The organism is Limnobaculum xujianqingii, assembly GCF_013394855.1.
Classification (GTDB): Bacteria; Pseudomonadota; Gammaproteobacteria; order Enterobacterales; family Enterobacteriaceae; genus Limnobaculum; species Limnobaculum xujianqingii.
Map to the genome: position 1 here is coordinate 727,684 of NZ_JABMLK010000001.1, position 22,261 is coordinate 749,944.

The following is a 22,261-nucleotide window of genomic DNA, read 5'->3' on the forward strand; positions in this document are numbered from 1 at the left end:
GTCACTACATGTCAGTTAGAGATAATAGTCAGTGTTATAACTTTGGCTTGATGGTCTTTTTTAACTCATCGACAGAAATTGAAGCCAAAATGCTTCCTGCTAACGGCGCTTTTAAAACATGTGGTTTGATCTTGCCCCATACCTGCATTTCGCATGGTTTACAGTCAAAGGTTAACGTCAGCACTTCATCATTGTGTACCAGTTGCATTGGCGTTGCCCGTCCCTTAACCCCCTGAACACCTTTGGCTTGTTTAGGACATAAGTTAAAGGCAAAACGCAGACAATGTTTGGTAATCATTACCGGCACATCTGATTTTTCCTGATGGGCTTCATAAGCGGCGTCAATTAGTTCGACACCAAATCGTTGATAAAACTCCCTGGCTTTATGGTTATAAACGTTAGCCAGAAAGCTTAAATGAGTTTCAGGGTAGACTGGCGCAGGCTCAGAGACTGGCAGGCGCTCGGCACGCTGGTAATTTTGCAACCGGGCTTCCGTTAGTGCATCAATCGCATCCCGTCGCAGCTGATTTAACTGAGCACTGGGAATAAAATACACCACCGGTAAATCGACAGTGACTGAAACAGCGCGATAGATGGTTTGACCCAGTTTGGATAATCCATCTTTCAAATTTTGTAACGATTTCTCCGTCTGATTGGCGACTTCAAAATCACCACTGAGTGACGTTGTAACGCAAATACCCTCTTCACTGGTTGCCAACAGCAGTAATTCAGAACCAGACTGAGTTAAGTGTAGTTCAACGTCCACTTTACGTTCACTGGATGACTTCAGTAGCGACTGTTGCCACAGGTGATCCAGATTACGGTTTAGCGGATGGTTTGGTCGTAACTTACTAAATTCTGGCAGCATTTCGTTCGGATAAACCCGGTAGCGAAGCTCTGCCATTTTCTCTACTTTACTGGCGCGAAAACCGACAATTTCTCGCTTAATCAGTACGTTTAATCCATCACCATTAGTCAGCGGTTCAGTCACGCTAACATCCAGATAGCTTCCTCCAACCTTAAGCACTTCACCAATAGGCAACCCGATATATTTTGGTGAATCAAATGCACCGATATCCATCTGCCGTTGATTAACAAAGTAATCGGTGCTTCCCCGATGGAATGTTTTCTCCGGATTAGGGATAAACTGATGCACAGTTCTACCGCTGGAGGCCGCTAACAGGTCTGAACGTTGCAGCAAAATTTGGTCAATCTGTTGACGATAATAGGCGGTGATATTTTTCACATATCCCATATCTTTATAACGCCCTTCTATTTTAAAAGAGCGTACACCAGCATCAATCAGTGCAGACAGGTTTGCTGCCTGATTGTTATCTTTCATTGAGAGTAAATGTTTGTCATAAGCCACAATGCCGCCCTTATCGTCCTTTAAGGTATATGGCAAACGACAGGCTTGCGAGCAGTCGCCCCGGTTGGCACTACGACCGGTTTGAGCATGGGAAATGTAGCACTGACCTGAAAAAGCCACACATAATGCACCATGAATAAAAAACTCAATCGCTGCACTAACGTTATGTTTAATTTGCCGAATCTGTTCCAGATTAAGCTCTCTTGCCAGCACCAGTTGGGATAAACCCACGTCAGACAGGAATTTCGCTTTTTCAAGCGTTCTGATATCCGTTTGGGTACTGGCATGCAGATCGATAGGTGGAATATCTAACTGCAAAATGCCCATATCCTGAACGATCAACGCATCAACACCGGCATCATACAGTTGATAAATCAGCTGTCTTGCTGGTTCTAATTCATCATCATGTAAGATGGTATTTAGAGTAACAAATACTTTGGCATAATATCGGTGAGCAAAAATAACCAGCTCAGCAATATCTTTCAGACTGTTTCCTGCATTATGACGAGCGCCAAAGCTGGGACCGCCAATATAAATGGCATCAGCACCGTGTAAAATAGCTTCACGGGCAATTTCGACATCTCTTGCCGGACTGAGTAGTTCTATTTGATTGTCTGAAAGTCTCATATATCACTGAATTATATAATGGTTAATCGTATCGAACAGGTAGCAGACATGGCGATGTTGATAGCCGTCGCTACAGCGTGCGGCATTGTACATTAGATTTGAATTTCCGCGCATGGGGATCTTAGTCATCGCGGAGAGTTTATATGATATTAAGCTTAGATGATTATCCCGCCATCAGGCGGGATAATCCAAAACAGGAAGATGTTGGCAGAAATAATTAACGAGTCTTATTTTCTATTGAGATTAAATATAAGTAACGATCGAGCACCATGGTGGTAATACCCAAACTTCGGCAAATATCCATCTGGTTTTTTCCCTTTGCGTGCAGCGCTTCAATCTGGCGTAGAATATTCCCTTCATTACCCTGATAAATATAACTACTTTGAAACGTTCGACTACACCCGGAACAGTAGTAACGCTGTAATCCGGAGCGTGCTCTACCATGGCGGCGAACACAATTTCTTCTACCACAATGATGGCACATAATGGCGGCGGCTTTCATTTTGATACCTCCCTATACCTCAACTCCCTGCATCAATTCAACGTGCTGCTCTTTATGGTTGAGACGTTTAACTGCCCTAAACTGGAAGCCAGCGAAAGCCGGGCTAAATGCCAGTCCACCATGGTGTTCACGTTATTGATTTGCGCTTCCGATAAGTCATTTTGTGTATTTAGCAGCTCCAAAATACTGCCCACACCAGACTGATAACGACCACGAGCAATTTCATAGGCACGGCTGGAAGATGCCACCAGATCGCGCATATTCTTCAGATTGTTTTGAGCCGTAGATAAGCTCTGGTAGGTTTGCCATACCTGTAAAGCGATATTCTGCTTAGTTTGAACAAACTGGTTTTGCGTTTGTTCCAGGCGATTTTGCGCTGAGCGCACGGCATTGTATTGGCTAAAGCCACTAAACAGAGGCACTTTGACATTGACTCCCATATACAACTCATCGCTGTCATAGCCAGGGCCATACTTAGGACGATCGTTACCCCAGCGGGAGGTCAAATAGACCGATGGTAAAAAACCTCTTTTAGCTACGCTCAGCTCTTTTTCCGATACGGTAATTTGCTCTTTAGCCGCAAGGAGTTGTGGATGTTGGTTTAACGCTTTTTCAATTAGCTGATTAATATTATTCAGTGAGTTTTGGGAAGGAACCGATAACCCTTTCTGAAAACTAATATCTTTAGTTATATCTTTACCCAGTACGGAAGCCAGTGCCCCCATGCTATTACGCACTTCACCTTCGGCCTTAATACGGTAATTAGTGGCGGATAAGGCGGCGTTCTTAGCCTGCAGTTCATCCGCTAATTCACCAACGCCCGCTTCTCTTTTTCCCTGAGTAACCTGTAAGCTTTTATAAGCGATCACCTCAATGTCTCTGGCCGCATCCAGATAGGCTTCGGAAGCGATAACCGCAAAGTATTTCTGAGCCGCATCCAACACTACATCCTGCAAATCAGACATCGATAAAAACTCAACCGCCATTAGTTCACTTTTGGCCTTATCAACTGTGGCTTCACGTTGACCAAAATCAAACAGTAACCAGCTAAGTTCCAGTGTGTTCGACCATGACTCGGTTTTTGTTTTGTAGTCCTTCTTATCAACAGTTTGAGTCAGCTCTCTATGACCAAAGCTGCTATTTAAATCCACGGTTGGCATATAGCCCGAATAGCTACTGTCTTTAGCTATCTGATAGTGCTGCAGGTTTAACCAGGTTGCTTTTGCTTTAGGGTCATTACACATCGCCATGACCACCACATCATAAAAACTTAGATTTCCCTTACCCTGACCAGCCCCCAGACAGGCATTGTCATTTAAGCTTTTTTTACTGGATATATCCGCAACCACTGGTGCTTCAACAGTATCAACAGCTTGAGCCACTACCTTCTGCGGCTCTGGCGGTGTCGTTACCGGAGCCACCGGTTCCATCGATACCGGAACCGGTGCTACGGTCGCTGGTGGTAATGATGCTGAGGAAGTTCCTTTCACCAGATAGTCATCAATGCCGGGTAACGACGTAGGTTTAGAACTGGTAACAGTCACAGCAGAGTTTGTTGAACTTTTCATCGGCATTGTTTTTGCCGGTTCATATCCAACCGTGCGAGAAACGCTGGTCGTTTTCACCGGCGTTGAGCCTGTGGAGCTTGAAACCGCCACAGGTTTTGTTGTCGCGGATTGCGCCGTCATTGGTGCAGACGATGTTGTGGATATCGATTTAACCGGCAGCGGTCCTTTTGTACTGGCCTGTGGTGTTACTTTTACCGACGGTGAGCTACTTTTTTGCTGTCCGGAAGTACTTAGTTCATCAATAAGATTCATCACATCATCGCGACTTGCCGCAAATGAAGCGGATGGAAATATGGCGGAATAAACCAGACTGGCAAGAATAATCTTCTTCATTTTAGCTTCCTTGTTCCACAGCAGGCTCAGTTGACGGTGCTGTCGACCCAAAAAGCTGTGCCGGTGTCAAATCATGTCCTACTGTTCCATTTTCAATAACGATAATGCGATCAACCATAGCTAATGTTTGAGGACGATGAGCAATCACCAGACGCGTAATTGCCAATTGACTCACGGCCGTATTTACATGCTGTTCTAATTGCACATCTAAATGGCTGGTTGCTTCATCCAATATCAATAATTGCGGCTGTTTATACAGCGCTCTGGCTAACAGAATTCGCTGTTTTTGTCCGCCAGAAAGCGCAACACCCATATCACCAACCAGGGTGTTATATTGCATTGGCATTTGTTCGATATCTTGGTGAATAGCCGCCATCATGGCGCATTTAATTGCTTTCTCATGACTAACGTTGTGATCAAAGAAAGTAATGTTATCCATGATAGAGCCTGCAAACAGCACATCGTCTTGCAGTACGGTTGCACTGAAGCGGCGCAGGTTGGCTACGGTCAGTTGTTTAAGGCTAACACCATCAATCAGAATATCGCCGGTTACCGGTGCCAGGCTGCCACACAGTAACTGACTTAGGGTTGTCTTACCGCAACCAGAAGCCCCTGCCAGCGCCACACACTGACCTGGTTCAATAACGAAAGAAATGTCCTTAATGACATAAGGCTCATGCTCTGAATAACGGAAACTGACGTTATCAAACTCAATACGCGGTGGTTGGGTTTGTTGAGCATACTGTTTTTGCTCTATTGCATCTTCCGGTTCAGTCAACACAATGTCAGCCAAACGTTCGGTTTGAATACTCAACATTTTTAATTCAAAAAACTTATCTACCAGGCTGCTGATGCGGCTACTGAACTGCCCTTTATAAGAGGTAAATGCCATCAATACCCCCACAGTGAAAGTCTGATCCATCACCATGGTTGCGCCTATTCCTAATACCAGCAGGTTCTCAATGCCAAACAAAAGGCCATTGAGTTGCTGATAATAGATCTGCAGTTTCTGTACTCTGACACCAGAGTTAATTTGGCTAATCAGCAGCGCCATCCAGTCTGACATTCGCTCATTCTGGCGTTGAAACAACTTAATGGTTCTTACGCCACGAATGGTTTCCAGAAAATGACTCTGTTGTTTTGCACCATGGATAATCTGCTCTTCTGTTGCCATGCGTAATGGACGGTACCAAAGAATTCGTCCAATAACATATAGCAACATGGTGATAAGACAGATGGTCGCCAGATAAGGACTGTAGATGTACATCATTATCAAGGTGACGATGGTCATCATGCCATCAAGAATAGCAACGAAGAAGGATGATGAGAGCGTTGACTGAATAGAATCAACGGCGCCAAAGCGGGAGACAATATCCCCCAAATGACGTTTTTCAAAATAGCTGATAGGCAACCGTAAAAGATGGCGGAACACGCTATCACGCCACTGTACGCTGATAGATGTAGAAATATACATCATCACCCACGCACGCACGGCTGAGGTAAGCTGTTGGACCAGCATCATGACGCCAAAGCCAACAATTAATGTGACTAACAGGTTTCGATCGTTAGACACGATCACATAGTCTATTGTCCATTGAGTAAATAGCGGCGAGATAATACTGAATAGCTCTATTCCTAAGGCCAGTAACAGCACTTGAATAAAGCTGCTTTTAAGACCGGTAATTTTACCAATCAGATCGCGAAAACGAACCTTACGTCGGACTTCCTGGGGCTTAAATCCCTCGTCTGGCCAAAGCTCAACGGCAACACCAGTAAACGACTTAGAAACCTCTGAAAATGCCAGTTGGCGGACACCAAAAGCAGGGTCGTGAATAATACACTTATTCCCTTTAATCGCTTTGAGTACCACAAAATGAGAAAACTCCCAGTGCAATATGCAGGGTAATTTAAGCTTAGGTAAATCATCCATTTCCAACCGCAAAGAGCGGCTGGTCAAATTCATCTGCTTAGAAATATTTAGCAGTTGACTGAGGTTGGCACCCTTTTGAGAAATGCTGTATTTCCCGCGTAAAGTCGCCAGGTCAATATTGTAATTATAATAACCCGCGATCATGGCTAAACAGGCAAGACCACACTCTGCCGATTCCGTCTGGATCAGTACGGGTAAGCGCTGGCTGATTAGTCCAAAATTAATTTTTTTAACGAAACTCATCCCTATTATTTCCTTGTTGCTTTAACCCTTAGTCAGTCGCTTTCTTGGTGATACTCAACAAGGGTTCCAATACCCATTCGTAGAGCCTTCTTTTATCCAGTGTGATATCCGCTTCCAGTTCCATACCCGGTTGTAGCGCTTTATCTTTCCCATAAACGCTAATCAATTGCTTATCCGGCTTAACTACGATTTGGTATAGCGAGGCTTCATTGCCAACGTTAGTGGTGCTTTGTAATTCATGTTGCAGTAAAGCTGCCTTAGAAATAGACACCACTTCGCCACGATACTGGCCGAATTTTTGATATGGATATGACTGGTAACGCAACCAAACTTCAGCACCTTCCTGAATAAAACCCACAGCATTGCTTGGCGCATAAAGATGAACCATTAAAAGTGAGTTCTCCGGAACAATGCTGACCATGGGTTTGCTGTTGTCCACAAACTGCCCTGTTTGAGCAACAGCAGCGGTTATTGTGCCTGCCTGTGGTGCCTGAATAGTGATTTCACGTTTGGCTTCACTTTCAGCCAGTTCTTGTCGGGTGGTTGAAATATTTCTATCGATCTGTGCCTGTTGTTTATCAAACTTCAGCAGTAATCCATCCAACTCTGATTGTCTTCCCGCCAGTTCTTTTTGCGCGTTAATCTTCTCGCGTTCATAGCTACTCAGAGCACTTTGCTGCTGCAATAACTCCTCTTTCACCCGCTCGAATTGTTCCAGGGAGATATACTCTTTCTTATAAATCTCCTGATATTGCTGCTGACGGCGTTGAACCAGTTGTAAAATCTTACGCTGGTTCACAATCTGCTTATCTAAGGCATTAACCTGATCGTTTAACTGCCGAATATAGTTCTGCAGTAAGGATTTCTCTGCGGTAAATTGAGTTTGGTTCTTAGCTAAATCTTCATTCAGAGAATCCAGCCTGGACTGAATCTGAGTACTAATCACCTGCTGAGTACCGCTGCTGTTTTGCGACTCTCTTTCACTGGAAATGATGTAGAGCACATCACCCTTTTTAACCAGCTCCCCTTCCTTCACCTTTTTGTCAGTTACCACACCGTACTGTGGGCTATAAACTTTGATCACTCCACGATCGGGTACTAACTGTCCCGTAACAGTTTGTTTTCGCGTATAAGAAAACAAAATGCAGAAAAGCACGATAAATACAGTAATGGCGCAAACAAAAGCTGTAAAAAATCTTAATGTTAAAGGAGTACTTAACATAACGCTGCCAAGCCACTTTTGCTTTTCTGCCTGAAGCGCCTCCTGGCGAAATAGCCCCATAAGCCATTTTATCCTTAATAATTATTACGTTAACTAAATTCACTAACGATAGTTTCTTAATCAATGTGAGGTGATTAGATTGATGAATTTGCTTACCTCTTCATCAATTTACACATCAGTAATTGGTACCATTCTTAATAAAATAAGTGATTCCAAAAATTTAATAGAACTTCGCTATAAATATATCGAATATTTAACTTAAAATGTTTAAGCCACCGTTTAAATGAAATTATATAAAACAAGAATACATTCAGACCTAATAAATAAACCACCCATAAGACTAAGAGTGATTCTTGAATTTGATAATATTAATGGCTTTTAAGTGTCACCGAGATAAGAATATAACAATATTCCTATCCAATGCAATATACACTAAGTTTAAAAATAAATGACACTCATCACTTAAGGCGTGCTAAACATAAATCACCATATAAATGGCAACCTCAATATCTATTGAACTCAATTGCCATCAGGCAATATGAATTAAGCTAGTATCATTTAGAATGACAACGCATTATTAAATCAAGACTCAGGTCAAGATAAGCACCTAACACCATGAATACAGTAAGATTTAGATAAAAACAGACATTATCAAAACAAATTAATCCAAATTAAAATTAAATATAAATTAATTTGCAATTAAAATTTATAAAAAACCACCATCAAATAAGTAATGGTTAATTAAGTATAAATAAAGACTTATTTTATAATAAAAACACTATTTTATTTTTTCTTATAATTTGCATTACAAGATTTTTTTGATAAATTTACTAGGCGTCTAATAGGCACCTAAGTCTAAATTGGGAGGGTGAGTTTTTCTGAATTGAAAGACCTCTTAATTACGCACTTAAAGAAAGAATTATAGTTAATTACGATTTAATGGAAAAAAATTAGCTTTTTTGTAGCCGATATCATTTTTATTTTTAAACGCTAATTTTTACACCTCAAATATAGGTTATGGATATGAAACTATACGTACAAAAAGCAGGTCAAGCTGTTGAAGAAGTCTCTCTGACTGGTTCAACACAAATCAGTGCAACTCCGGGTACCCGCCTTTTCGTGGAAGCCAATGACGGCGCTATCACCCATATGTCACGTTCTGGTTCACAGTTAGTTGTGAACACCGCTGATGGTAAAGTGATCAATGTAGATAACTTCTTCGGCTCTGCCGATCAGGGTATGAGTTCATTAACCATTGATAATTCATCTGAATCAGGTTTACCTGAAAAGCAAATCGTTCTTGGTGATGACAGACTCTACGCAGATGGCAGCGAAGTTATTGCCTATACTCCTGAGCAGTTAAAAGAAGTTATCTCTGGTTGGGATTATTATGAAATGCGTGGCGAAGAAGCTGCCGCTGCAGGTGATGATGACAACACCGGTCTGTTTGTTGCACTGGGCTTAGGTGCTGCCGGTATTGCTGGTTTGATAGCTCTGGCAAACGATGACGATGATAATGGACATAGCTCCAGCGGCATTAATCCAAATCCTACGCCAGATCCAGATCCTAATCCAAGTGAAGTGACTGACCCAACGCTGATCACGCTGAATCGTTCTAATGGTTCAAGCCTGACCGGTACCAGTGATGCTAAAAACGCAACCGTCTATATTGATATCAATAACGATGGTACTTACGACTATACTGCAACCACTGATGCTGATGGTAACTGGTCTTTCCCTACCCCAACGTCTATTCCTGATGGCTCAACCGTTAGCGTTTGGGTATTGGATAGCAAGGGTGAAAAAATTGCAGTTAGCACTGTTATTGATGCAGCTGCACCTGACTTTATCTCAATGACTGTTTCTCAGGATTTAGCGGTTATCACCGGTAAAACTGAAGCAGGCGCAGTAGTTAAACTGGATCTGAATGGTGATGGTACCGCTGAATACACCATCAAAGCTGATGATAACGGTAACTACAAATTTACTCTTGAGAATGGCGCTACGCTGATTCCAGGAACCAGCGTAATCAGCCTGGCTGATGATTTAAATAACGTCTCTCAAATAACTATTCCAGTCGCGACCAAAGCAACTGTATTAGGTATGAGCGATGGTACCAATGCCATGGACCTGTCTACTACGACAGAAATCACATCTCCTACTCTGCACGGTCTGGGTACGCCTGGCGCTGTGGTTCAGGTTATGGATGGTGATACCATCATCGGTACTACCACTGTTGGTACTGACGGTAACTGGAGCATTAAAGCAACTGACTTACCTGTTGGTAATCATTCTTTTGGCGTTGAAACCGTTATCAATACTCCTGTAAGCGGCCCAAGCAAAGAAAATACTGCCAATATCACTTTCGAACAAAAACCTTATGACATGTCAGTTATTGTTGCTGATATCCGTGAGATTGAAGTTGATAACAGTATTGATGCGCCAATTTCAATTACCCGTGCTCTGCCAAACGGTGGCTACCTGGTAGCTTACCCACAAGCTGAAGCAGCTGGTTCTAAATTCTATGACATTAAAGTCAAGATTTTTGATGCCAGTGGCAATATGGTTTCTGAACTGACTCTGGGCGAGAAGAATGTCGCTGATGGTTACAGCCGTGACAGCGCTAAAGCTTACTTAAGTAACTTTGACGTTGCTGTTTCTCCGGTTGATGGTGCAATTACCGTTCTGTATTCCAGAAACGAAAATCCTTCAAGTTATACCGGTAATGACGTTGTCTTCCAACGTTTCTCTGCTGATGGTGCAGAAATCACTTCAGGTCCACAGGTTGTTGCCGCTTCTGGTGATATTGGTGGCATGAATGGTCTGCTGACCAGTTTACTGCCAGACGGTTTAGCAAATCTGATCACTAATACCCTGTCAGGTATTGTGAATCCGATTGCAGACTTCATGACCAATGCTCTGAAGACCATTGATTTCCTGAACATCCTGCCAGATACCGACTTTAAAGCGTTAGTTGATCTGTTTGTAAACGGTCTGACCGATCGTATCTACTCTGTGCTGTTTGGCCAGGGCCTGTTGAGCTCATCTATTGTTCAAATGGAAGACGGTAGCCTGGTATTTACCGGTACCCGTTTCATTGAGCCATTAGATCTGGAAAACATGGTTGAGAACGCAGACATTTCTGGTTTCATCAGAGAGTTCTGTGATGCATTAGGTTTAAATGGTGTTCCAATCATTGGCTCCGTTATCGACTTCATCACTGAAGGCGTACTGAATCTGATCGTTCAACCAATTGAAGGTTTTGTTGACACCATTCTGACCTGGTTCGACCTGAATGCTTTCGAAGCTGGCGCAAACCTGTACAGCGTTCGTTACGCACAAGATGCCAATGGTAATCTGGTTAAACTCAGTGAAACTGCAGAAGCTCCACATGATTTCTCTCTGGGTGGTTTCTTCACTGAAAATGGTTATATCACTACCAGCAACGGTATCTTCGATAAAGCAGTTAACTGGATCTTTGGTAGTGACGCTACCAGCGACAGCGAAGGTTTAGTTGGTGCCGATCTGGGCGGCGGTCAATATGCGGTAATCTGGCAGCAGGCTTGTAAAGACTGGTCTATCGATCAATTACTGAAGAACCCGGTTGACCTGAAAATCTCTGTTGTAGACTTCAGCACCGGCAAAATCGTACTTGATGGTGCAACGCTGAATACTAATGCACCAAGAGGTTCTGCTGACGTTTCACCTAAGATGATTACCTTACCTGATGGCACCTTCGCGGTCTCCTGGGTTCGCGTAACCGGTAGCGATATGGGTGATGTGTTAGTACAGCGTTTCCAACTGCTGAACGGTAAGTTGCTGGCACTGGATGCACAGCCAATCGTAGTTAACAGCACTACCGATGGTGCACAGGGCGTAATCGCTGGCTCCTTAACCGGTGCAAACGACATTACCGTTCTGGAAAACGGCAACTACGTTGTTAGCTGGGCGTCTGTGACAACTCAGGGTGAGTCTCACGTTGTATCTCGCGTGTTCGATATTACTGGTCAGGCTATCACCGACGAAATCATCGTTGATAAAGGCGTTGACGATCCAGGCATTTGTTCTCTGCCTTCTGTCGTTGCTCTGGCTGGTGGCGGCTTCGCTGTTACCTGGTCTGAAGTTTCAGAAACAGGTGGTAACCTGTACAGCCGTACTTATAACGATGATGGCTCAATTCGCGGTACTGGTGAGACAGGTGATGTTTCTAACCCAGGTCACTACATCAAAGGTACAGCAGAATCGGCAGTAGGCACCAATGGTGATGACGTTATCGATGCCCGTAATGGCGTTACTAACGTGGTTGCTAACGACGGTGATGACCGTATTCTGGTTATGTCTAATGGCTTTAAATCTATCGACGGCGGCAATGGTTTTGACACTGTTGTATTTGAAGATAAATCAGCCACTACCATTGATTCTACCACGCTGAGCAAGCTGCACAACATCGATCAAATCGATCTGAATAATACTTCTGCGCTGACTTTAGACGTTAAGTATGAAGATCTGATTAAGCTAAATGATGATAAGCATCTGTTTGTTAAAGGTGATGCAAACGACAAAGTTGATCTGGATTTAACCAGTTGGACTAACGTTGCAACCGCTAACAAGTCTGGTGTGCAATATAACCTGTATGTCTACGATAAAGACGAAGACGCTCAGGTTTGGGTACAAAATACTATCGCTGTAATTTAATACCTCTCTCAGGGGCGAGTTCTTTCGCCCCTTATTAATTAATTATTATTTATTAATAGTAATTAATTAATAAATAAGCCGTTATATGAATATTAATTCAAAGGATTGGTTATGGATTTCTCTCCATGGAATGAATGCGTGACGATTGTTGCCAAAGAGTTAGGCATAAATGTCAGCACAAATAATTTAAAACATATCGTTCAGAATGGTGGTGAACGTGGTGAAGTAATGCATAACCTGATAAATTACATTGGGTTACAATGCAAAGAAATTAATGAAAAATTAGAGAAAATTCCTGCGCTATTATTTCCTGTATTAGTCCCATTACAAAATAACCAGGCTGTTGTGGTATATGATATTAATGAAACTCATGCCACATTATCATTTCCTATATCTCCAGATGTTAAAACTCAGGTTAATTTAGAACAGCTGGAATTAATGAGAGAAGGTGCGCTTTGGTTAATTTATCCAAAAGAAAGAATAGAAGACAAACGTGTTGATGAATTCCTTAAACCTTATAAAGGAAATTGGTTATTTCAATTAATCGCTAAAGACACTAAGTTTTATGGGCAAATTGCTCTGGGTGCCTTATTTGGTAACATTCTTGCCCTCTCCAGCGCCCTCTTTTCTATGCAGATTTATGATCGGGTTATTCCTGCACAGTCCTATTCAACATTATGGGTTCTGTTTATCGGGGTAATGGTTGCACTGCTGATGGATATGGGTTTACGCCTTGCCCGAAGCCATTTGGCCGACGCGATTGGTAAGAAAACTGACCTGTTTATGTCAGGTATGTTTTTCTCCCGGGCTTTGAGGATGAAAAATGACGCCCGACCAAATTCCACCGGTGCCTTTGTTGCTCAACTGCGAGAAATTGAACATATCCGTGAGTTGCTGACGTCAACAACTGTCGTCGCCATGGTGGATATGCCATTTATTCTGATCTTTATTGCGGTGATTGCATTTATTGGCGGTCCTCTGGCATTTGCGCCATTGCTGGCGATTCCACTGGTAGTTATTCCTGGTTTGATTGCTCAATGGCCGCTGTCTCGTTTATCCCAGAAAGGTATTCGTGAAAGTGCTATTCGTAACGCCATGCTGGTAGAAACGGTTGAAGGTCTGGAAGATATTAAGATCATGCAGGCTGAAGATCGTTTTCTACGCACCTGGAATGAATGTAATATCACTACGGCTCAAATCTCTTTAGAACAGAGACACTGGTCAAGCCTGATTACTAACTGGTGTCAGTTTATTCAACAGTTAGTGTATATCAGCGTCATCGCGCTGGGTGTTTATCTGGTAATTAATAACGATATCACTACCGGTACTTTGATTGCCTGCTCCATCTTATCCAGCAGAACCGTAGCGCCGTTAGGACAGCTGGCATCAGTATTAACCCGTTGGCAACACGCCAAAATGGCTAAAACCGGTTTAGATGAATTCCTGAAAAAACCACTGGACCAAAAGCCATTCAGCGAAACGCTGCATACCGATGAGATCAAAGGCAACTTCAGTTTAAAAAACGTCAAATATCGCTTTAGCCCTGATGCTCCAATGGTATTGGATGTTGACCGACTGGAGATTAAACCAGGAGAAAAAGTCGCCATTCTGGGTTCTATCGGTGCCGGAAAATCTTCACTGCTACGCCTGATCTCCGGTATCGCTGAAGCGACAGAAGGTGAACTGCTGCTTGATGGGTTGGTGATGAAGGATATTTCCAATAACGATATTCGCCGCGATATCGCTTATTTACCACAGGGCGCGCAGCTGTTTCACGGCACCATCAGAGACAATTTGATTATGGGTAAACCTCAAACCTCCATCGAACAAATTGTTGATGTATTAAATATTGCCGGTGCTGCCAGCCTGTTGAAAACCGGGAAAGGTCTGGATTTATCCATTGCCGAAGGCGGTCGGGGGTTATCGGGTGGTCAGAAGCAAACGTTATTGCTGGCCAGAACCCTGCTGCGCAACTCCCCTGTTCTGTTCCTTGATGAACCAACAGCCAATATGGATGAGAAGTTGGAAAACCATGTAGTTGCTTCACTACGCGATCATATTAAAGACAAAACTTTTGTGGTGGTTACCCACCGCCAGGCCCCTTTAAGGTTGGTTGACCGAGTTATTGTCATGAATCAGGGGAATATCATCCTTGATGGGCCAAGGGATCTTGTATTGCAAAAGTTGCAAGCAACTAATTAGTCAGGATGATGAAAATGAGTTTGTTTAGTAAGAAGAAAAAAACCATCAGCATGCATGGCGATCCGGTACAAAAGCATACCTATATCATCTGGATGATTTTATTAACCTGCTTTGCCCTACTCTTATGGGCCAACTATGCAGAACTGGATGAAGTTACCAATGGTCAGGGAACGGTTATTACCTGGAACCGTTCACAAATAATTCAAGCCAGAGATGGCGGTGTTATTCGTGAATTGATGGTGCGCGAAGGCGATCTGGTGAATGCTGGTCAGCAATTAGCCGTTTTGGACGCTACTCGCTTTCAGGCTGGATACGACGAAATTGGTGCAAAAGTTAAAGGACTGGCAGTAAGCATCGCTCGTTTAACCACTGAGATAAAAGATGACAACAGTAAGCCAGACTTCTTGTTATTACTACGTGAGTTCAGCGGCGGTATTGCCTATAAGGACATGTCAGATGAAGAGCTGTTAGCGGATAACAAAGTACTGATTGATCACGAAATGTCTCTGCTCATCACCCGTCGCAGAGGTTTGGATGAAAACATATCGGGCCTACAGCGCAGCTTAAAACTGACCGTCAATGAATTGAACCTGATTCGTCCATTAGTAGTAAAAGGAGCCGTAAGTCAGGTTGAAGAGCTGCGTTTAAGAAGAGAAGAAAACGAGCTGAAAAATAAAATCACTGAAGCTCGTAACCATTACTTTGAACAGGCTAAAGAAGAGCTGGTTAAAAAGAAAAATGAACTGGACTCCATCTACTTCCAACTGTTGCAAAGAAAAGATCAGTTAACCAGTACGGTGATCAACTCACCGGTAAAAGGCATCGTCAAAGACGTACAGGTGACTACTGTTGGCGGCGTACTGGAACCGGGTGGAAAGCTGATGGAAGTGGTGCCATCCGAAGATCAATTGGTCATCGAAGTAAAAATAAATCCAAGGGATATTGCATTTATTCATCCAAATCAAAAGGCAATTGTGAAGGTTAGTGCCTATGAATCATCAATCTACGGAACTATGGATGCAACAGTAGAGCGAATCTCTCCGGATACTATTCAGGATCAGGTACGCCGTGAACAGTACTACTACAAAGTTTTTGTTCGTACTGAACGTTCTGCACTGGAAACACCTGACGGCAAGGTTCATGAAATTGTCCCGGGAATGTTGGCTACGGTTGATATCAAAACAGGGAAAAAATCAGTACTCGATTATCTGATTAAACCATTGAATAAAGCCAAAGAAGCGCTGAGGGAAAGATAAGTGATTCGATATAACAAAATCATGCTTACGCTGGTTGTCAGCTACTTTTCCACGCTGTCAGCAGAAATAAACGCCGAAACATTAAATGAAACACTGCAAATGGCAGTCAATCGTTCACCTACGATCAAATATCATTCGGGGAAAATTGCCTCCGCAGAGAGCACCATTGGGGAAGCCCGAAGCGGTTGGTTACCTAACGTTTCTCTTAATGCTGGCAACGAGGTTATGCGCAGCAACAAAAAAGACAGCGATGGCAGCAATACCTATTCGGTCAAAGTTGATCAAACCCTGTTCGACTTTGGCCGGGTTGGCGATCAGGTTGACTATGCTGAACATAATAAATCTTCAGAGGTATACACTGCTCATGATGAAGCCGAAGTGCTGTCATCAAAAGTTTCTGAAACCTATTTGAATATTCTGAAATATGAGCAGCTAATTGATATCAATAAAAAGAATACCATCGAACACCGCAACATTCTTGGTCTGGCAGAAGCCAGAGCCAGTGGTGGTGTAGATAGCCGTGGTGATGTTGAACAGGTTGAAGTACGGATCAAGGGATTAGATGCGGAGCTGGCTAACTATGAGGCCCAGTTGAAAGCCGCACAGGAAGATTACTACATTCTGGTGGGCAAACGCCCTTCCGGATTAAGTATTCCTGACGTTAGTGCGTTGAAAGCTAAACTTGCCGTGAAAATGAAAGAACGTATTTCAGCGTCACCGCGGGTTGAAGCCATCAGATCTAACAGAGATGCTGCCGCTGCAGAATATGCTTACACCAGTAAAAGCTGGCTCCCTGCCCTAAGCGTTTCGGTTTCTCAAGGAAAGTTAAGTACTTCCGGAGAAAATGACACGGTAGTGATGCTAAACGTAAACAGTAATATCTTCGATGGCGGCGGCGCGCTCTATCGCAGCAAGGGTGCAGCTCAACGGGTAGAAAGCGCCCGCTGGAACATTCAAAAATCCATCGAGGATTTATCCACTAAAGTCTCCCAGATGTATCAGGAAGCGCTGAGCCAGGAAAATCAATCCAATATTTATGCTCAACGTATTCTCCATTCACAGGAGGTAAAAGAGCTTTACCATGAACAATACAAAGTAAACCGTCGTTCTGTCCTGGATTTATTAAACTCAGAACAGGAGCTTTTTCAGACCATGAGCAATAAAGTGAATGCGGATTTTAACTTCCGGGTTCTGCTTATTCGCGTATTTTCTGAGTTAGGTGAGATAAATAAAGCATTTAATATCAAAGTAAAATTTGAAGAAGAAGACAGTGGTAATTTAGTTTCTAACCTATTTGGTGGCAATAAGCAGTCTCAGAAAGAGCCTGAAGCCCAAATAACAGAAGAAGTAATACCGGAACCAATAGTGATTCCTGCTACGTCGAAGGTAAACAGCAGACCAGAAATCGTCTATACACCAAACGTACAAAACACAGTGACCAGTAAACCAGAAATGGCTACACCACCGAATATTCAAGCTACACCACAAAATATTCAAACAACTGTGATTAACCGGTCTGATGTAACTGAACCGCGAAATGTCTCAACTACTGTGGCTAACAGGCCTGAAATTTCGCCATCACAAAATATTCAAACAACCGTGATTAGCAGACCAGATGTAGCTATATCACAAAATGTCCCAACCACCGTGGTTAACCGACCTGAAATTGCACCATCACAAACGGTTCAAACCAGAACTATTGAGCGTCCGCAAGTTTCTATGCCGACCTCAAATAATAACAATAATAGCAATGATGGTTATATCACTAAGCCATATAAATACTCTGAATCGCAGACAATCCAAACTCCGGCGTCAGCAATTCAGGAAAACATCAGAAAAGAGCAAATTACTAAACCCGTTATTCGTTCTACGCCGAAAGGAATAGATGATCCCATGCTTTTAATTGGGGTCAGAAAGAAATAACTTAAACTCATTATATTCAATCGTTCTTAACGAGTTGGTGAGTTGTTTATTTTAATGAATAGTGATTTTTAGAGTTTTATGTTAAAAATGAGCGAAGCTTCTAAGGAGGCTATTATATATGAGGGAATTATATAATTATTGCGGCAGGAAACTATTTCAACTGAAACATAAATGATTATATCAGTATAAAGGGATTTTATCAGAGCATTGTACAGATCCAAAAATCCCTGATGATTTTATTTATTTAGTAATACAAATATCTCTATTAATAGTTCACAACTCTGGTTAATGAATCTATTTTCTGTGTTCTGTTTCTGGTATAGAGGTCATAGCATTCAACACATTGAATACGGATGCGAGTATTAAACAACGATAGGCGCTTAAAAATGGACAAAGGCAAAATAAAGACATTAATTGTCGATAATAATCAATTCGTATGTTTCGCGATCAGTGAAATCTTAAAAAACACTGACTTTCTGGATATCGTAGGTGCTATTCATTCTACAACTGGCGTTGTTGATATGATTAAAAATCAAGATATACAGCTGGTATTGATTAATATTGATCTGATCAATAATGATAAAGATAAACTGGTAAAAGAAATACATGGTGAAAATTCATCAACTAAGATCATTGGACTAACTTCAGAAAATTCGAACTCCAATATCATCAATTCATTAGATGTGTCAATTGATGGAATTATCGATAAAACCAATGATATCGAATCACTTACCTTAGTCTCTAAACTAGTGATGAATGGCTTCCAGTGTATTCCAAAAAATAAACTGTGTAATGATAAAGTCAATAAAACAGCGATGCTAACCAATCGTGAACGCGAGATATTACAATTCATTACCCAAGGAATGTCTAATAAAGATATCGCAGAAAAGCTAAATATTAGTAGCAAAACCGTTAGCGTTCATCGCTATAATATTATGTTTAAACTGGAGATAAAAAATTCTCTTGATCTGTTTAAACTGGGTAGTTTTTCTATCTAATCAGCTATTATGTAAAGTTTGGGGCGTAAAAGGAGGGAATAAAATCTATTCCCTGCCTTTCATTTTTACTATCCAGGTACATTTTTAATTTCTGTATTTTTTTAAAAACACAGCTCCCCTTCATTCTCGTGATGATAAATACACTCTATTTGATTGTTTATTAAACAATGGTAAATCTAAATTCAATTTATTACTTCAACATAATGACTACAGGTACTAAATTATATCTATCCAGGCAATGTATTCTTTTAGAACATTTCAGAAAAAACAAAAAAACATTTATTAGCCACCTATCAATTTAAATGATCATCATAATTATCATTTTCTGGCCTATCTTTTAAAATGGCAAATAGACCTATAGCGCAAAATATATAAAGTATAATAAATGCACATAAAGAGAATATGATCATGAAATTTGATGACCACTCTACTATTGCCTGAAAAATATCTTGTATTAAACCAATCATAGACAATAACTCCTCAATTAGTAACCATTTGATGCGTTACTTGCTAAAGGCAATATGCACGCTAACCTGTAGCCTTCTTAAATAATCAGTAACGGTAGCTAATCTAACGCTGATTACTCAGAGGTGCTATCCATAAAACGAAATGAAAACAAAAGCGTTTTAAATTCAATTATTAAATTTAAAAACTAAATTATCCATTTGATTTTAAGAAGAAATAAATAAAATTTTCGGATAGTTTTATAAAATGAAGTGAAATTTTACGTGTTGCTGATAGATAGGAATGGTCAAATGCAGAAACAAAAATCTCCACCTGAGGCTTTAAGTGGAGATTTACTGGGTATCCTTGTTGCAGCTATAGGCTTACTACAGGCTCAAAACTAAGGCATGCTGATAATAAAAAGCGTTGAATAGAATATCAGCAGAATGGTACCCGTTACGGTTAATAATACTCTCATAGTGAACTCCTCGCTGATCTACTGAACACAAATTTACAGGTTAGTATCAAAAAGCTTTGGTCTTAAGTTTTTGATACTGCTTACTATAAAGACTAGTCTATTGTTTTAATTTTGTCATTTCAATGTAAATAAAATGTTATTGTTCATATAATTTATACCAAATAAAAAACCAATATTCATCAGAAAAATCAATATTTTTTCGTTAAAGTAAAGTTTTATGATTACTACGACATTAATCACTAAAGGATTAGCAATTAAAGATTTTGATTATCAATGTAATAGGTAAAATCTTACTGATTATACTCGTCTGGTTTAGCTGTTCATTTCAGATGCGGGAGCAAAAAAAACGCCGCAGTTATCTGCGACGCCTTGTATAACAAAGAAGAAATTACTCTCTGTAACGTTGAATATCCGATGCCATATCGGTAACGATTTTCTTAAGATCTTCTGCCGTTACTTTTTGGGAATCATTACTCAACTGTTTGCCAAATCCTTTGCGTACCACTTCGAACACAGTTTTACCCGTGCTGGCATCAATTAATTGACCTTCAAACAGCAGCGTTGTGTCTTGATCACGCTCTCCGGTTGCTGCCATTGTGCCAGCAATCACTAAAGCAACAGGGATAACTTCATAAAACTGTAAGCCCTCGGTAGAGGCAGCAACACCGGTAATTGCACCACGGAAAATCAGTGTGTTTGGTGTTTTAGCTGAATTAACCAGATTCAGACGCTGGCCAAAAGCAGCCTTAATATTTTGGTTGGTATATGCTAATACCTGATCCAGAGTTTGTTGCGTAACTTGTGCATTAGGCTTTGGTGTCGGGTAATAAACGATTGGTTCATAATAAAGATTTTGATAATTTTGAGCTTTAAACGATGGATCAACCCAGCGCAATACTTCCTGTCCTGACGCGCTTTCAGCTTTGTGCAATTTGGAGTAATCAGATAAAAAACCAGAGTAATCTTTAGTGTCTGCAACCTTCGAAGTACAACCGCCTAATAAAAGACTACCGATAACTACTGCTGCGGAGATATGCTTCATCGCCAACATACTTGACCCCTAATATGTAATCGTCAAATTGATTGTTTTGTTAAGCAGAGCACTATTTCTACATAAAAGAGAAGATTGCTGGAACCTGTGAACTACTTTCTTTTTCTTTTATAAAGCTATCTTGCCCTGGCCAATGATCTTAAATACCTTCTGTGCCGGTACACTCAGTATAGATGCTATTAATGAGGCTACCGTGAAAATAATTATTCCTGATATATCAATAAAAAAGCCTAATTGACGACACAATATATAATAAAAATGAAAATAATTTCAATTGAATATTTTTAAAAGAAATTAATAAACCATGATAACTAAATGAAAGGGCAAAAAATAGCAGTAATACTTTATTGATCTATTTACATTAGATTGTTTTATATGTTTTTTTTCATTCAAATATGATGTTTTACTTATTTTTTCCTCTGGCCCGACTTAAGGTTTTACTCGGTAACTCACCAAATATATCGCGATATTGTGCAGAGAAACGAGCCAGATATTGGAACCCCCATTTGGTAGCCACATCTGATACAGTAACATTCGGCCCGGCATCCATAAGGTCGCGCAATGCCCCATTCATTCGCATATTCCAAAACCAGTTTTTAGGCGACATTCCTACCGAATTTTTAAAAATAAACTCTAAAGCTCTCAGGGTATAACCGGTAGCTTTAGCCAGATCGCTCAATTTGAGGTTGTTTTCTGGCCCTGACAATATTAATTGCTCAGTAGCCATTATTAGTTGCCCGTGAAGTAACGCTAAACTATTGGGCTTTATTGGGTCAGCTTGACTTTCGGAAGCAAAAATAGCTTCAATAAAGCTATTCAGTAGTGCAGTTGACAGCATTCGGGATACATCTTCACTTAATTCTGTCTCACCTGGTTTATTGGCCATCTGTCTGATATCCATAAACATAGTTTTTAACTGCTCGTAGTTTTCAGCTTTCAGCGGGAAAGTCATGACCTGCTGAGGTATCAGCTTAATTTTTCCACTATGATATGCATTTAACGCTTCCTGTAGCCTCTCTCTGGCAATCGCGTAAGTAAACCATTCACCCTCACCCATCGACTGATAAAGAATATCAATCCCTTCAGGAAAAATATGCAAGTTACCAACCCCTGTGGGTATACCGTTATATCGCGTATACTCACCGCCTTTAATAGTAAGGCCCAGATAAACATATTCTGAAGATGCCTTTCCTCTGCCAATGGTCGCGCCCAGATGGTGTCCGGACTCCAGACGAGTTTCACCTAATGCCAGTCTAAAATTACGCGCTTCATTATTATGTTCAAAACTTATGATCCTCCGTTCAAAGTAGCCTCCTTCCACTACTTCAAATTTATTTACTATATCCAGTCCATGGCTACTTTTTTCATGATACTTTGACGAGGATGTCATAAATGCTTAACCACCTGATTAATTTTAATA

The 22,261-nt window shown here is 41.3% G+C and carries 12 protein-coding genes; 5 read left to right on the top strand and 7 right to left on the bottom strand.

The window, feature by feature from the left end:
* Nucleotides 1–34: 34 nt before the first annotated feature.
* The 5 genes from GOL65_RS03185 to GOL65_RS03205 all read right to left on the bottom strand — a co-directional run bounded on the left by GOL65_RS03185 (nt 35) and on the right by GOL65_RS03205 (nt 7,854).
* Nucleotides 35–1,996: a peptidase U32 family protein gene (locus GOL65_RS03185; protein WP_140918753.1), complete on the bottom strand. Its 1,962-nt coding sequence runs from the start codon at nt 1,994–1,996 to the stop codon at nt 35–37.
* Nucleotides 1,997–2,213: 217 nt separating this feature from the next.
* Nucleotides 2,214–2,498 (bottom strand): transposase-like zinc-binding domain-containing protein, encoded by a 285-nt coding sequence (locus tag GOL65_RS03190; RefSeq protein WP_140918754.1) that lies wholly within the window; start codon nt 2,496–2,498, stop codon nt 2,214–2,216.
* A gap of 32 nt (nt 2,499–2,530) precedes the next feature.
* Nucleotides 2,531–4,399, bottom strand: coding sequence for a TolC family protein (locus GOL65_RS03195; RefSeq protein ID WP_140918755.1), 1,869 nt, complete (start codon nt 4,397–4,399; stop codon nt 2,531–2,533).
* Nucleotide 4,400: 1 nt separating this feature from the next.
* Entirely contained in the window at nt 4,401–6,572 is a 2,172-nt protein-coding gene (locus tag GOL65_RS03200) for a peptidase domain-containing ABC transporter (protein WP_140918756.1), read from the bottom strand.
* Between the two features lie 28 nt (nt 6,573–6,600).
* Entirely contained in the window at nt 6,601–7,854 is a 1,254-nt protein-coding gene (locus tag GOL65_RS03205; RefSeq protein ID WP_140918757.1) for an HlyD family secretion protein, read from the bottom strand.
* A 963-nt stretch (nt 7,855–8,817) separates the two neighbouring features.
* Between GOL65_RS03205 and GOL65_RS03210 the strand changes: the two genes are divergently transcribed.
* From GOL65_RS03210 to GOL65_RS03230, 5 genes are all read left to right on the top strand, one after another.
* A complete protein-coding gene (locus GOL65_RS03210) occupies nt 8,818–12,489 on the top strand; it encodes an Ig-like domain-containing protein (protein WP_179038154.1) in 3,672 nt (1,223 codons plus the stop codon).
* A gap of 111 nt (nt 12,490–12,600) precedes the next feature.
* A complete protein-coding gene (locus GOL65_RS03215) occupies nt 12,601–14,691 on the top strand; it encodes a type I secretion system permease/ATPase (RefSeq protein ID WP_140918759.1) in 2,091 nt (696 codons plus the stop codon).
* 14 nt (nt 14,692–14,705) lie between these two features.
* On the top strand, nt 14,706–15,947 hold the full coding sequence (locus tag GOL65_RS03220) for an HlyD family type I secretion periplasmic adaptor subunit (protein ID WP_228723046.1): 1,242 nt from the start codon (nt 14,706–14,708) through the stop codon (nt 15,945–15,947).
* Nucleotides 15,948–17,870 (top strand): TolC family protein, encoded by a 1,923-nt coding sequence (locus GOL65_RS03225; protein ID WP_140918760.1) that lies wholly within the window; start codon nt 15,948–15,950, stop codon nt 17,868–17,870.
* Between the two features lie 386 nt (nt 17,871–18,256).
* Entirely contained in the window at nt 18,257–18,868 is a 612-nt protein-coding gene (locus GOL65_RS03230; RefSeq protein ID WP_168189626.1) for a response regulator transcription factor, read from the top strand.
* 1,310 nt (nt 18,869–20,178) lie between these two features.
* On the opposite strand, the gene GOL65_RS03235 is transcribed toward GOL65_RS03230, so the two are convergent.
* On the bottom strand, nt 20,179–20,841 hold the full coding sequence (locus tag GOL65_RS03235) for a DUF3313 domain-containing protein (RefSeq protein WP_140918761.1): 663 nt from the start codon (nt 20,839–20,841) through the stop codon (nt 20,179–20,181).
* A gap of 403 nt (nt 20,842–21,244) precedes the next feature.
* Nucleotides 21,245–22,231, bottom strand: a complete 987-nt coding sequence (locus GOL65_RS03240) for a helix-turn-helix domain-containing protein (protein WP_140918762.1) — start codon at nt 22,229–22,231, stop codon at nt 21,245–21,247.
* Between the last annotated feature and the right edge of the window lie 30 nt (nt 22,232–22,261).

Bases quoted from the DNA above. Each gene is read 5' to 3' on its own strand.
- GOL65_RS03185 (WP_140918753.1), bottom strand. From the start codon at position 1,996: ATGAGACTTTCAGACAATCAAATAGAACTACTCAGTCCGGCAAGAGAT.
- GOL65_RS03235 (WP_140918761.1), bottom strand. From the start codon at position 20,841: ATGTTGGCGATGAAGCATATCTCCGCAGCAGTAGTTATCGGTAGTCTT.
- GOL65_RS03200 (WP_140918756.1), bottom strand. From the start codon at position 6,572: ATGAGTTTCGTTAAAAAAATTAATTTTGGACTAATCAGCCAGCGCTTA.
- GOL65_RS03210 (WP_179038154.1), top strand. From the start codon at position 8,818: ATGAAACTATACGTACAAAAAGCAGGTCAAGCTGTTGAAGAAGTCTCT.
- GOL65_RS03215 (WP_140918759.1), top strand. From the start codon at position 12,601: ATGGATTTCTCTCCATGGAATGAATGCGTGACGATTGTTGCCAAAGAG.
- GOL65_RS03205 (WP_140918757.1), bottom strand. From the start codon at position 7,854: ATGGGGCTATTTCGCCAGGAGGCGCTTCAGGCAGAAAAGCAAAAGTGG.
- GOL65_RS03230 (WP_168189626.1), top strand. From the start codon at position 18,257: ATGGACAAAGGCAAAATAAAGACATTAATTGTCGATAATAATCAATTC.
- GOL65_RS03220 (WP_228723046.1), top strand. From the start codon at position 14,706: ATGAGTTTGTTTAGTAAGAAGAAAAAAACCATCAGCATGCATGGCGAT.
- GOL65_RS03190 (WP_140918754.1), bottom strand. From the start codon at position 2,498: ATGAAAGCCGCCGCCATTATGTGCCATCATTGTGGTAGAAGAAATTGT.
- GOL65_RS03240 (WP_140918762.1), bottom strand. From the start codon at position 22,231: ATGACATCCTCGTCAAAGTATCATGAAAAAAGTAGCCATGGACTGGAT.
- GOL65_RS03195 (WP_140918755.1), bottom strand. From the start codon at position 4,399: ATGAAGAAGATTATTCTTGCCAGTCTGGTTTATTCCGCCATATTTCCA.